Consider the following 13,748-nt stretch of genomic DNA (forward strand, 5'->3'; position numbering starts at 1 on the left):
ACGGCGACCGCACCGGACCGGAGGGCGACCGCACCGGACCGGCGGACAACCGGCATCGGACCGGCCGACGACCGGCCCCGTTGCCCGCGGCTGTCGGCCCGCGCCTCGGCTACGAGCGGTACGGGTTGTACGCGGGGTACGGCGTCGTCTTGTACGCGGGGTACGGCGTCGTCGGGGCGGGGTAGGGGGTCGTCGGGTAACCGTAGGCATGGCCGTATGTCCCTGTCGGGTGGCCGTAGCCGTAGGCGCCGTGTACCGGCCAGGGGGGTGCCGCCACCGGGACGGGTGGGGCGGTGATGCGGGCCGCGTGGTCCAGGGCGGGGCGGGCGGCGTCTCGGCGGCGCCAGAGTTCCTCCAGGAGCTCCCGTTCCCGTACGACGAAGTCGGGCCCGGCGCGGCCGCGGCGGCCCCGGTGGCGCAGGAACGCCAGAGAGGTCGCGTAGGACTCGTACTGCGCCACCGCCCGCGCCGCGGACTTCCCCGCGTGGCGGCGGGCGTACTGGCGGGCGATCCGCCTGGCCCGCATCGAGCCGAGCGCGTACGGCTCGGCCGGGGTCAGCCAGCCGGCGACGGCGTACGCGGGCAGCTCCGCCCGTACGGTCTTCAGCTCCCGCTGCCGGGTCCAGATCACCAGCCACGTCAGCAGCCCGAAGATGGGCACCATGAACGCCGCGTACACGGCGAAGAACCCGTACTCGCCGAACGCCGAGGAGCCGTTCCACATCGCGTGCATGCCCATCGCGAGCAGCAGCCCGGAGAGCGGGAAGGCGACGCGGCGGAGGCGGCGGCCGTCCGCCGCGAGCGCGGCGATGCCGAAGCCGATGCCCGTGAGGACCGTGAAGAGCGGATGCGCGAACGGCGACATGACGATCCGCACGAAGAAGGTCGCCGCCGTGACGGAGGCGATGCCGCTGTGCCCCGCGAGCTGGTCGGTGCCGAAGGCGATGCCCAGATAGAGGATGTTCTCCGTGAAAGCGAAGCCGGTGGCCGTGACGCCGGCTATGACGACCCCGTCGACGATGCCGGTGAAGTCACGCCGCCGGAAGAGGAAGACCAGTAAAACGGCCGCCGCCTTGGCACACTCCTCGACCACCGGCGCGATGACGGTCGCCCCCAGCGTGTCCGCGCTCGTCGGGTCCGCGGTCGCCGTCGCTATCCACTGTGTCGCGAAGCTGTTGGCGACGATCGCTATCAGCGCCGCCGCGCAGGCACCCCAGGCGAAGGAGAACAGCAGGTTCCGCCAGGGCCCCGGCTCGACCCGGTCCAGCCAGCGGAACGCGGCTATGAGCAGGGGGACCGGGAGGACGGCCAGCCCGAGCCCGACCAGGAACCCTTCCGTGCCGGTCTCCTCGCGGACCAGGGCGAGGATGACCAGGCCGGAGATCACGAGGAGCGTGGACAGCGCGCCGTAGCGCACCCAGGCGCGCTGCCACCAGTGGGCGTGCCGCAGCGGGCCGGCGGCCGTGCCGGCGAAGGGCACGCCGTCGGCGGGAACGCTGGGATACGACGGATACGGGGGGCAGGTGGCCACGGCATTGACCCTAACGACGGATGGGCGCTGTCCGCAGGCGGGAGGAAACCGGGGGCGGTCAGGCGCCGGCGGGGGGTTGCTCCACGTGCTGTACGCGACGGAAGAGGAGGTCGTTCACGACATGACCCTTGTCCAGTCCCTGTCCCTCGAAACGGGTCAGGGGACGGAAGTCGGGACGGGGCGCGAAACCGCCGTCCGCCTGCGTGTTCTCGAAGTCGGGGTGTGCGGTGAGGACCTCGAGCATCTGCTCGGCGTACGGCTCCCAGTCGGTGGCGCAGTGCACGGTCCCGCCGGGCCTGATACGGGTCGCGGCGAGGGTCAGGAACTCGGGCTGGATCAGCCTGCGCTTGTGGTGCCGCTTCTTGGGCCAGGGGTCGGGGAAGTAGACGCGCAGGCCGTCGAGGGAGTCCGGGGCGAGCATCTCGCGGAGCAGGATGATCGCGTCGCCGTTCGCGACCCGGATGTTGGACATGCCGTCCTGGTCGGCGAGATTGAGCAGGTTGCCCTGGCCGGGGGTGTGGACGTCGACGGCGAGGATGTTGGTGCGGGGGTCGGCGGCGGCCATCTGCGCGGTCGCCTCGCCCATGCCGAAGCCGATCTCCAGGACGACGGGGTTGTCGTTGCCGAACAGGCCGGCGAGGTCGAGGCCTCGCTGCCCGTCGATGTCCAGTCCCCACTTGGGCCACAGCCGCTGCAGCGCGTCCGCCTGCCCTGCCGTCACCCGGCTCCGCCGCGGCTGGAAGCTCCGGATCCGCCGCTCGAAGTGCGACCCGGCGGGATCGGCCTTCGGCCCGTCGGGAAAGCGCGGCTCACCCTTGGCCCGCGTATGCCGGATGGACACACCGGGCGCGTGGTCGGGGTGCTCGCCGTCGGGGGTGCTGGGCGGCTGGATGCTTTCGGGGGTATTCACGTCAGACACAGTGAGGCCGATTTTACGGCCGTCGGGTAAGGGGCTGTGGCGGGGTGAGGCCGCGGCGGCCCGCTCCGCCGGGTCGCGGACCCACGCGGCGGACCCGCCCGGGCCCGGCGTCACAGCACGCTCAACGCCCTCCGCGCCACCTCCCGCCCGATCGGCAGGCTCGCCGTAGCCGCAGGAGACGGCGCGTTCAGCACATGCACCGTACGAGCGCCCTCGCGGATCAGGAAGTCGTCCACCAGCGTGCCGTCCCGCAGCACGGCCTGGGCCCGCACCCCCGCCGCCGTCGGCACCAGGTCCTCCTCGGTCACCCCGGGCAGCAGTCTGCCCACCGCGTCCGTGAACGCAGCCTTGGACAGCGACCGCCGCAGCTCACCCGCCCCGTACCGCCAGTGCCGGCGCGCGATCCGCCAGGATCCCGGCCAGGCCAGGGTCGATCCCAGCTCGCGCCAGCGGACCGTGCCCCAGCCGTACCCCTCGCGGGCCAGGGCCGGCACCGCGTTGGGCCCGACATGGACACCGCCGTCGATGCCACGGGTGAGATGCACCCCGAGGAACGGGAACGCCGGGTCGGGGACGGGGTAGACCAGGCCCCGGACCAGCTCCGGTCGGGCCAGTTCGTAGTACTCGCCCCGGAACGGCACGATCTGGACGTCCGGGTCGTCCCCGGTCAGCCGGGCGATCTCGTCGCTGTACAGGCCCGCGCAGTTCACCAGGACCCGGCCGCGCACCACGTCCCCCGCCGAGGTGAGCGCGGCGACGCCCAGCTCGGGGCGGCGGTCGATGCGCACGACCCGGGTGCCGTAGCGGATCTCCGCGCCCGAGCCGTGGGCCAGCTGACGGGCGACCGCGACGAAGTCGCAGATGCCGGTCGTACCGACGTGTATGGCGGCGAGGCCCCGGACCTCCGGCTCGTACTCCATGATCTGGGACGCGCACAGCTCCCGCACCGGGATGCCGTTCTCCCGGCCGCGCTGCACGAGCGCGTGCAGCCGGGGCAGCTCGGAGCGGTCGGTGGCGACGATCAGCTTGCCGGTGACCGAGTGCGCGATGCCGTACTCGGCGCAGAACTTGACCATCTCGGCGGCGCCCCGCACCGCGTAGCGCGCCTTGAGCGAGCCGGGGCGGTAGTAGACGCCGCTGTGGATGACTCCGCTGTTGCGGCCGGTCTGATGCCGGGCCGGGCCCGGTTCCTTCTCCAGCACCGTGACACGTGTGCCCGGTGCGGCGCGTGTGATCGCGTACGCCGTCGACAGACCGACGATCCCGCCGCCGATCACCAGCACGTCACAGTCGTAGGCGAACCGCACGAGCACCACCTCCCACCTCGATAGTGCACTGCGCCACTGACATCGCCTTCAAACGCGCGGAAGGGCGGCAGGTCCGACGCTCACGCGGGAGCCACCAGCAGCGGCCGCGCCCGCTCGCGGAGCTCCACCACCCGGGGCTCGTCCCCGTAGGGCTCCAGCCGGTGCAGAAGATCCTTCACGTACTCCGTGGTCCGGGCGGACGAGATGCGCCCGGCGACCTCCACCGCCCGCACCCCCTGCTCGCACGCCGCGTCCAGATTGCCCGACTCCAGTTCGGCCACCGCCGAGACGACGAGGCGCAGACCGTGCGAGCGGACGAACTCCTCCGTCGGCTTGGAGAGCGCCTGCTCGGTGAAGCGGCGGACCTGGCGGGGCGCCTTGAGATCGCGGTAGCACTCGGCCGCGTCGGCGGCGAAACGGTCGTAGGAGTAGAAGCCGAGCCAGCTCGGGTCGTTGTCGCCGGGGCGGGCGCGCTCCAGCCAGCTCTCGGCCGCCTTCAGGGCGCCGCCGGCGGCCGGGGCGTCACTGGCGCGGGCATGCGCGCGTGCCTCGACGAGACGGAAGAAGCTCATGGTGCGGGCGGTCGCGAGACCCCGGTTGCGCTCCAGCGCGGCCTGGGCGAGGTCCACGCCCTCGTCGCCGAAGCCGCGGTAGGTGGCCTGGAGTGACATGGAGGCCAGGACGTAGCCCCCGAGGGGGACGTCCGCCGCCGCCCGGGCCAGGCGCAGGGCCTGGATGTAGTACCGCTGGGCCGCTTCCTGCTGGCCGGTGTCGAAGGCCATCCAGCCGGCGAGCCGGGTGAGTTCCGCGGAGGCGCCGAAGAGGGCCCGGCCGACCTCGTCGGAGTAGGAGCCGAGCAGGAGAGGGGCGGCCTCCACCCTTAAGCACTCGGGGACCATCGACGAACGCCAGTCGCCGCCGCCGTACTTGGAGTCCCAGCGCCGCGCGTCCTCGGCGGCCTCCCGCAGCTTCTGCACATCGCTGTGGCCGACTTTGAGCGGTGCGCCGGAGCCCTCGCCGGGGCCCACGTCACGCGCGACCGAACTGTCGGCCGGGGTTATCAGCCATCGTGAGGCGGGCGTCGCGTACGCGCTCACCGCGAACGATCCGGCCAGGGACTGCCAGATGCCGCCGGTTCCGGCGCGGCGGCCCGCGAGGTCGAGGCGGTACAGCTCCGTCGCGGACCGGACCGCCTGGCCGACGTCCCGTGGGAAGGCGAGGCCGACTTCGGGCGCGGGGTCCGCGTCCGCCAGGCCGATCTCGTGCAGCGGCACCGGGCGGCCGAGCTTCTGTCCGATGGCGGCGGCGATGAGGTGCGGCGCCGCACCCTGCGGCACCATGCCCTTCGACACCCAGCGCGCCACCGACGTCTTGTCGTAGCGAAGCGTCAGACCGCGCTGGGCGCCGAGGTCGTTGACCCGCCGCGCGAGGCCTGCGTTGCTGATTCCCGCGAGGGCGAGAACGGCGCCGAGTTTTTCGTTCGGCCCGCGTTGCTCCCTGGACATGAGCCACCCCTCGACACAGACGGCTGCCGGCACTGGCATAACCACGCGGCATTCGTAAACCCAGCGTAGTTCGCCGCATCCCAAGCGTTAAGGGGCATTGTTCCGGTTGGCGGGATTGTGGTCCGTACTGAAGTGCGGTTCAGATACGGGCTGTTGCGGCGTGCTCCCACTGTGTGGCCGTGCGCCCGCCCGTGCGCTCTTCTCCAGCCATCGCGGGAGCGGTTCCATGGTCATTGCGTGGGTCGGCCCGCTGTACTGGATCCAGTGGGCTGGGGGACACCGCCGCCTCCATCCCCGCGGGCGGCGGAAGGGTCCGGGAGGCGTGCTCCGTCTCCCGGACTGCGCGATCGGGCGGTGGTACGCCGATCCTGTACGGAGCGTGTTCGACGCTGTCCGTGGCACAGTGATTTGGCCGAAAATCGACCCCGCCGGTCATGGGGTATCAGGGCTCCGACCATGGCAGTTGAGGGCGCATCGGGCGTAGTCGGGGCGCGTATCGGGGGCGCATTCGCGCCGCAATCGTGGAGAAGACGTGTCGCTGACGTGCCTTGCGTCCGGCGCGTCTTTTCTGCGTTCGGGCCGCCCGGGGCGGTGCGGGCGTAGCCGCCGGGGCGCATTCGACGGAGCGCAAGCGGCGTCGGGGCCCTCTGGAGTGCTTCCTTCATGGCAGCATGGTGAACCGGTTCGTACGGTGCACTGGTTGTCCACAGCCTGTGGAGGCGGCGATGCGGTGGTTGGTGGGATGGAGCAGCACCGCCGCGGGAGCACTCGCTGCCGGTTCGGCGGGGGCCACGGGGTCGGACGGCGAGACCGTGCACCCGGTGGGCTCCCAACTCCTGTGGGGCGACCCCGATCCGCTCTGGGCGGTCGGCGACTGGCGCCCCGACGAGGTGCGGGTGGTGAAGGCCGACGACCGGACCCGTATCGCCGTCCTCGGCATCTGCGGTGCCACCGACGAGCAGTTGCGCGTCGCGCTGTTCGCCGCGCGCGGCGGGGCACTTCGGCATCTGACCGCCTGGCCGGGCAGCTACACCGCGATCGTGCAGGTCGGCAGGAGGCTCACCGTCTGCGGCGATCTCGCGGGCGCGCGGCCGGTGTTCCACACGCCCTGGGCCGGCGGCACGGCATACGCGACGGCCGCGCTGCCGCTGGCCGACCTCATCGAGGCCAACCTCGACTTCGGGCACCTCGCCGCGCTGCTGGCCGCTCCCGACGTACCCGCCGCGCTGCACGACTCCACGCCGTACGACGGCGTGAAGCGCATTCCACCGGGGCATGCGCTGATCCTGCGCGCCGGTGCGCGGGAGATCGCCGGATACGAGCCCGTCGCCTCGCTGGCGGTGGCGGCGCCTCCCGCCGACCCCGACAGCGCGGTCGACGCCGTGCGCGACGCGCTCGTGGAGGCCGTACGGACCCGGCTGTCCGCGCCGCGCCACGTCCCCGGGGCGGACATAGACCCCGGACCCGTCCCCGGCATGGGACCCGCCGAGCGGCGTGCCGCGCGCGGAATGCCCGTCCCGGGCATCGGGGCGGACCTGTCCGGCGGACCGGCCTCGGGGACGCTGGCGCTGCTGGCCTCGGGCCTTCCCGGCATGCCGGGCACGGTGCTGGGCCACGGCACGGGCGCGGGGGAGCGGCTGCTGGCGGTCACGTTCAACGACCTCACCGTCGCGGGGCAGGAGGCCGAACTGGAGCGGGCGGGCGCCCTGGCGGCGAACCCCCGGCTGCACCACGTGGTCGTGGCGGGCGGCGAGGAGACCCTTCCCTACGCCGACCTGGACGGCCCGCTGACCGACGAACCCGGGCCGTGCCTGGTGTCGGCGGCCCGGCACCGGGCCCGGCTGGCGTCCGGCAGCGCGGACCACTTCACCGGCTACGGCGCCCGTCAGGTCCTCGACGCCCACCCGGCCCGGCTGGCCGACCTGCTGATGGACCGCAGGCGACGTCATCTCGTGCGGCCGGTCGCCGCGCTGGCCAAGGCGGACGGTTCGGTGCTGGTCCCCGCGCGCGTGTACGCGGCGGCGCGACGGCTGTCCCGTACGCCGTACCGCTCGGGCCTCGAATCCCTCGCCGAGCGGCTGCTCGACCACCGGTCGGACGACGGCCTGGACGCGCCCGGTGGGGCGGTGGAGGCCTCGCTCGCCGCGCTGACCTGGGGCAGACCCGGGCCGGCCGCGCGCTGGCTGACCGGTGAGGCACTCGCTGAAGTATCGGTTCGCCTTCAGGCGTCCACACACCGGTCGGAGCTGGTGGGACCGGGACAGCGGCCGGGCGACTTCCGCGCGCGTGCGGCGCTGGCACGGCACGCGGCGGACCTGCGGGTATTGGAGCAGGCCGCCGAGATCCGCTTCCAGCGGCTGCACGCGCCCTTCCTCGACAACCAGGTCGTGCGCGCGGCCCGCGCGCTGCCCGAGGCGCTGCGGGTACGGCCCGGGGCGCGTGCGGCGATCCTCCGTACGGTGCTGGAGGGCGCCGGCGTACGGGAACTGCCGCCCGGCTGGGGCGTCCCGACCCAGGCCACCGAGGCGACCGCGGCCCGAACGGGCCTGAGAGTGGCGGCGGACACCTTGATCACACTGTTCGACACCCCCCTCTTGGCAGAAGCGGGCCTGGTCGAGGCCCGAGTCGTCCGCAAGGCCCTCCGCTCGGCGGCAGCGGGCGACCCCCTCCCCCTGGACGGCCTCGCCGACCTGGTCTCCCTGGAACTCTGGCTCCGCCGCCTCCTGGCCCGCCGAGGCACATGCTGGACGGGCACGCCTGCGCGGCAGCGGGCAGTACCGGCGGGGATCGCGCCGCAGCGGGGGGCGTTGGGGGCGGGGGCGGGAGGAGGGCGGACGTAGCCTCCCCCGCCTGAGCTGCGGGCGGCTGGTCCCGCTCTAGCTGCGGGCATGCGTGCCGCTAGGGGCGGCACGGGTGGGCGCAGCGGCACCTCGCCGCGCCGAGCTGCGCAACGCCCCGGCTTCAGCAGCAACGCCGAGCACCTCAAACGCACAGCAGCACCAACACCCCGCGTTCAAGAACCCCGCAGCCCTCACCCCCACCCCAGCGACAATGACCCCCGTGCGGTACAGAATCCTGGGCACCACCACGGCAGAGGACCCCCACGGCACAGCCATCCCCCTCGGCGGCCCCCGCGTCCGCGCCCTGCTCACCGCCCTGGCCCTACGCCCCTCCCACCCCACCCCTCCCCACACCCTGATCGACGAGGTGTGGCCGGACGCCCCACCCCAGGACGCCCCCGCCGCCCTCCAGGCCCTCATCGCCCGCCTCCGCCGCGCCCTCGGCAAGGACGCCGTCACGACCTCCCCGTCCGGCGGCTACCAACTCACGGCCACGCGTGAGGACATCGACCTCTTCGTCTTCGAACGGCTGGTCCAGCAGGGCACCGACGCCCTCGCCGCCGACGCCCCCGCCCGCGCGGAACAACACCTCGACGCCGCCCTGGCCCTCTGGCAGGGCCCCGCCCTCGCCGACCTGCCCGACCGCTCCGCCGTCACCCGCCCGGAGGCCACACGCCTGGAGGCGACCCGGGCCCGGGCCGAGGCCCGCCTACGGCTCGGCCGCGCCCTGGACGTCGTACCGGAACTGCGGGAACTGACCGCCGTACACCCGTACGACGAGCCCCTGCACGCGCTCCTCATCTGCGCCCTGCGCGACACCGGCCGGCAAGCCGACGCCCTCGCCGCCTACGAGTCGGCCCGCCAAGCCCTCGCCGAGGGACTCGGCACCGACCCGGGCCCGCAGTTGCGCGCCCTGCACGCCGAACTGCTGGGCATACGGCCCGCGCCGGACGGCAAGCCCTCGTCAACGCCCCCCGCTCGGCCCGAGCGCACCGGCAACATCCGTCCCCGTCTGACCTCTTTCGTGGGCCGGGAACCCGAGATCAGCGCCATCCGTTCGGATGTGCACAGGGCCCGCCTCGTCACCCTCACCGGACCGGGCGGCTCCGGCAAGACCCGGCTCGCCGAGGAGGCCGCCGCCGGGCTTCCGCAGGCCTGGCTGGCCGAGCTCGCCCCGCTCGACCGGCCGGAGGCGGTGCCCGGAGCGGTGGTCAGCGCGCTCGGTCTGCGCGAGACCGTGCTGCTGACCAGCGAGCTGACGGCCGTGCCGGACGACCCGGTCGCCCTGCTCGTGGAGTACTGCGCCCCGCGCAGCCCGATTCTGATCCTTGACAACTGCGAGCATGTCATCGGCGCCGCCGCCCACCTCGCCGAAACCCTGCTGACCCGCTGCCCCGGACTCACGATCCTCGCCACCAGCCGGGAACCCCTGGGTGTGCCGGGCGAGTTGGTGCGTCCGGTCGAGCCGCTGCGCCCGGACCAGGCCCGCCGGCTGTTCGCGGAGCGCGCCGCCGCCGTCCGTCCCGACTCGGACGCCGTGCTCAGCGACGAGCGGGCGGTGGCGGAGATCTGCCGACGGCTGGACGGCCTGCCGCTCGCCATCGAACTGGCGGCGGCCCGGCTCCGGCTGCTCACCCCCCGGCAGATCGCCGACCGGCTCGACGACCGCTTCCGCCTCCTCACCTCCGGGAGTCGTACGGTCCTGCCCCGCCAGCAGACCCTGCGTGCCGTCGTCGACTGGTCGTGGGACCTGCTCGACGAGGCCGAGCGGACGATGCTGTGCGAGGTGTCCGTGTTCGCGGGCGGCTGGGACCTCGCGGCGGCCGAGGCGGTGTGCACCGGGCCCGCCGCCGAGCTGCTCGGGGCGCTCGTCGACAAGTCCCTCGTCGTGGCCGCGCCCGGCGAGGGCGAAGGCTCGGCCGGGATGCGGTACCGCCTGCTGGAGACCATCCACGAGTACGCGGTGGAGCGGACCGCCGAGGTGCCGCCGCTGCGCGTCGCGGCCGAGCGCGGGCACCAGGCGTGGGTGCGCGCCCTCGTCGAGCGGGCCGACCCGCTGCTGCGCTCCGCCGGGCAACTGCCGTGGATCTCCCGCCTGGAGACCGAGCTGGACAACATCCGCGCGGCCCTCGACCGGTCCCTCAAGGCCGGGGAGGAGGCGGAGGCCGGTGCCCTCGCCCTGGCCATGGGCTGGTTCTGGTGGCTGCGCACCTACCGGCACGAGGGCATGCAGTGGCTCGACCGGACCCTGTGCCTGGGAGCGGCGAGGGATGCCGCGGGCCGTGGGCCCTCCTCCGGTGGCGAGCCGGGCGTGGCGCCCGACCCCGTCGACCACTTCCTCGCCCTGCCGGACGGGGAGGCGGCGCATCCGCTGCACGCCCTGCGGATGCAACTGCGCATGCTGCATCTGTTCTTCATGGCCGAGGACACGCCCATCGACGCGTTCGCGGGCGGGCGGCGCCCGTATGTGACGCGCGTGTGGTCCTACTTCGAGTGCGGCGGACCGCAGGCGGCCCGGGTCCCGGGGCTCGTCTGGCCGATGATCGCCTCCTTCGTCGGCGAGCTGAGCGACGTCCGGACCGCCATGGACTCCGCCGTCGCCAACTGCCGTGCCCACGGCGGCGACTGGGAGACCGCCGTCGCCCTGATGTTCCGTACGCACATGGTGGTCGACGCCCCCGGCGACCTGGAGGGCGTCGACGACGACCTCGCGGAACTGCGCACCCTCAGTCGCCGCGCCGGAGACCGTTGGCTGCGGGCCCAGGTCTGCAGCGCGGCCGGCGAGGCCGCCATGGCGCGCGGCCGTTTCGCGGAGGCCAAGGGGGAGTACGAGGAGGCTCTGCGGCTCGCCTACGAGGTGGGCGCGTACGCCGAGTCGCCGTTCCTCATCGCCCGGCTCGCCGAGATCTCCTACCGCGTGGGAGACCGCCCGGCCGCGCTGGCGGCACTGGACGAGGCGAGCGCCGCCGCCGACCGGTACGTCGTGTCCGACTCCAAGGCGTTCGTGCTGCTGCTGCGGGCCCAGCTCGCGTACGAGGACGGGCACATCGCAGGGGCGCGCGAGCTGTGCGAGTCGGCGCGCGCGGAGGCCGCGCGGGGCACACCGCCGCCCCAGTTCATGGTGATGCTGGATCTGATCGACGCCGTGATCACGGCGAGCGAGACCGCTCCGGAGCCCGCCCTGGCCAAACTGGCCGGAGCCCTGCGCGATGCCGTGGACCGGCGGTGCTCCGATGTGATCCGGGCGACGGTCGTGGACAGCGCGGCAGGACTGCTGGCCGACCTCGGCGACTTCCCGCGGGCGGCACGGCTGCTCGGCGCCGGTGACCACTGGCGGGCCGGCCGCCCCCGCCCCATGCCGGAACACGCCCACGTGGAACGGACCGCGTCCGCCGCCCGCGCCGCCCTGGGCAAGGCCCGGTGGGACGCGGAGCGCGCCCTGGGCGCGGGCCTCACCGCTGACGACGTCCTGCGCGAGCTGGCCGAGGCGAGCGGTTCGCAGCCGTCGAGCCACGCTAGGCGCAGGTGAACTTCGACTCCGCCCAGTCCGCCAGCGCCACGTTGTCGAGGGCGCCGCGCGGTTCCACGACCAGCCGTACGGTGCTGCGGCCGGCGAGATTCACATGGACGGGGACGGCCGGGTCCCCGCCCTGGACCAGTCCGGACCGCCACAGCCGGACCCCGTCGGCGTAGACGGAGAAGCGCACCTTGCCGAGCCTCAGCGTCAGGTCGTCCACCCCGACGAGCGCGTCGTACGAGGAGCAGGAGCGGTTGAGGTCGACGGTGACGGAGGAGCGGCCGTGCACGGTGACGCCGTGCGCGTACCGCTGGTCCCCGACCGACATGCCGTACCGCTTCCAGACCCAGCTGCTCGACCCGATCCGCATCTCGGGCTCGGTGCCGTCACCGCTGATGTCGTACGACAGTTCGTTCCACGGGTAGACGACCGGGGCGGGCGGCGCCTCGGTCGGGGGCGGTGTGGGCGTGGGTGCCGGGGGCGGGGTCGGCCTCGGGGACGCGGGCGGCGGGGTGGGCTCGGGCGCCGGTGCCGGTGTGGTGGCCGAGGACCGGGTGGGACGCGGGCCGGTCCCCGGGGTGGTCGGCGTCGGCGCGGGCGTCTCGGCGCGCGCGGGCACGATCCCCGGGGGCCGCGGCCCGGGCTCCCGGTCCGGGGGAGAGGGCGTGGGCGTGGGATCGCCGGGCCGCACCACCGGTGACGTCGGGGAAGCCGGGGCAGGGGGAGACGTCTTCGCCTCGTCCTTCGGCTTCTCGTTGCCGGCCAGGGCCATCACCACGGCGGCCACCACGCCCACGGCGACCACACCGGCCGCGATACCGGCCTTCACCGGCGCGCCGATCCCTTCGGAAGCCGCCGCACCTCCGCCGCTTCCCGCCCCACCGGACGAACCGGCACCAGCACCGGCACCGGCACCGGCACTAGCACCGGCTTCTGTTCCCGCTCCCGCACCCGCCGCCGCGCCGGACGAGCCCCCGCCCGCCGTCGCGGCCGCACCCGCGGCACCGGCCGCCCCCGCGCCTCCGGCGAGGAGCCCGGCCACCTTGGCGTACCCGGCGGCACCGAACCAGCCGAGGACGGCGACCGGGACGACCGCGGGGATGCCACCGGCCACTTCCGCGATCTGGCTCGCGGCCAGCCGGCACTTCGCGCACTCGTCCAGGTGCTTGCGCAGCCCTCGCTCGGCACGGGTGCGCAGCCGGCCGCGGGCGTAGGTGCCGAGCTGGTCGGCGTAGCGCGCGCACTCCTCGTCACCGGTGAGCGTGGCGCTGACGTGGGCCTGGAGGTAGGCCTGCTTGAGGCCCTCACGGGCCCGGCTGGCGAGTACCCGGGTGCCGTTGGCGTCCAGGCCGAAGAGCGTGGCGACCTCGCTGGGCGACTCGTCCTCGACCTCGGTGTGCCACAGCACGGCCTGCCACCGCTCGGGCAGCGACCGGAAGGCCTGCATGGCCATGGACCGCTCGGCCTGGTGCATTGCCCGGACGTCCGCGCCCAGTTCGGTCGTGTCGCCGTCGGACACGTCGGGCTTGTGCGCGGACTGGGCGGCGAAGACCGCGAAGTCGTCGACGAGCTGTTCCCGCCGCGCCGACCTCGTCCAGGAGGCGGCCACGCGCCGGATGGAGGTGAGCAGATACGCGCGCACGGCGTGCTGGGGGCCGGAGCCGCCGCGCACCGCCTGGAGCATGCGGGCGAAGACCTCGGCGGTCAGGTCGTCCGCCGTGTGCGCGTCGCGGCAGCAGGTCAGCGCGTACCGGCGCACGGCCTGCGCATGGCGCCGGTACAGCTCCTCGTACGCCGTGTCGTCGCCCGCACGCATCCGGTCGATGAGCTCGGCGTCGGCCGGCGGGACCTCGCGGGGCGGTGGCAGGACGCTGTCCTCGTGCCGGTCGCGCTGTGCCGGGACCGTGCCGTCGGCGGGGTGCCCGCCCGGCGGGACGCTCGCGCGTCCGCCCTGGCTCGGTACCTGCTCGTCCCGCCCGTCAACGTTCATCGCGGAAAGCCCCCGCCAGCCGCCCAACCCGTCCAGACCACCGGGTCAGAGTGCCACAGGGGCTCCAGGCCTGGACCCCGGAGTTCGGACCATCACTCATCCGTGGGGATTTATCGCACGTCGGTACTAGCCATCACCC

General features: G+C 74.0%; 7 protein-coding genes. 2 read left to right on the forward strand and 5 right to left on the reverse strand.

From position 1 onward, the window contains the following. Nucleotides 1-109 precede the first annotated feature (109 nt). From KJK29_RS19905 to KJK29_RS19920, 4 genes are all read right to left on the reverse strand, one after another. On the reverse strand, nt 110-1,531 hold the full coding sequence (locus KJK29_RS19905; protein ID WP_370869145.1) for a PrsW family intramembrane metalloprotease: 1,422 nt from the start codon (nt 1,529-1,531) through the stop codon (nt 110-112). 58 nt (nt 1,532-1,589) lie between these two features. Then, nucleotides 1,590-2,450 carry a tRNA (guanosine(46)-N7)-methyltransferase TrmB gene (trmB, locus tag KJK29_RS19910; RefSeq protein WP_215120503.1) on the reverse strand — a complete coding sequence of 287 codons (861 nt, stop codon included), beginning with the start codon at nt 2,448-2,450 and terminating at the stop codon, nt 1,590-1,592. A gap of 110 nt (nt 2,451-2,560) precedes the next feature. Further along, complete coding sequence (gene lhgO, locus KJK29_RS19915; protein ID WP_370869146.1) at nt 2,561-3,766, reverse strand: L-2-hydroxyglutarate oxidase; 1,206 nt, start codon at nt 3,764-3,766, stop codon at nt 2,561-2,563. 71 nt (nt 3,767-3,837) lie between these two features. Then, nucleotides 3,838-5,262, reverse strand: coding sequence for an MFS transporter (locus KJK29_RS19920; RefSeq protein WP_215120504.1), 1,425 nt, complete (start codon nt 5,260-5,262; stop codon nt 3,838-3,840). Between the two features lie 725 nt (nt 5,263-5,987). Between KJK29_RS19920 and KJK29_RS19925 the strand changes: the two genes are divergently transcribed. Continuing rightward, on the forward strand, nt 5,988-8,102 hold the full coding sequence (locus tag KJK29_RS19925) for an asparagine synthase-related protein (RefSeq protein WP_215120505.1): 2,115 nt from the start codon (nt 5,988-5,990) through the stop codon (nt 8,100-8,102). Nucleotides 8,103-8,322: 220 nt separating this feature from the next. Continuing rightward, entirely contained in the window at nt 8,323-11,631 is a 3,309-nt protein-coding gene (locus KJK29_RS19930) for an AfsR/SARP family transcriptional regulator (protein ID WP_215120506.1), read from the forward strand. Here KJK29_RS19930 and KJK29_RS19935 read toward each other — a convergent pair. Then, complete coding sequence (locus tag KJK29_RS19935; protein ID WP_215120507.1) at nt 11,618-13,609, reverse strand: sigma-70 family RNA polymerase sigma factor; 1,992 nt, start codon at nt 13,607-13,609, stop codon at nt 11,618-11,620. The genes KJK29_RS19930 and KJK29_RS19935 overlap by 14 nt on opposite strands. Nucleotides 13,610-13,748: the final 139 nt, after the last annotated feature.

It is taken from the genome of Streptomyces koelreuteriae (assembly GCF_018604545.1).
Classification (GTDB): domain Bacteria; phylum Actinomycetota; class Actinomycetes; order Streptomycetales; family Streptomycetaceae; genus Streptomyces; species Streptomyces koelreuteriae.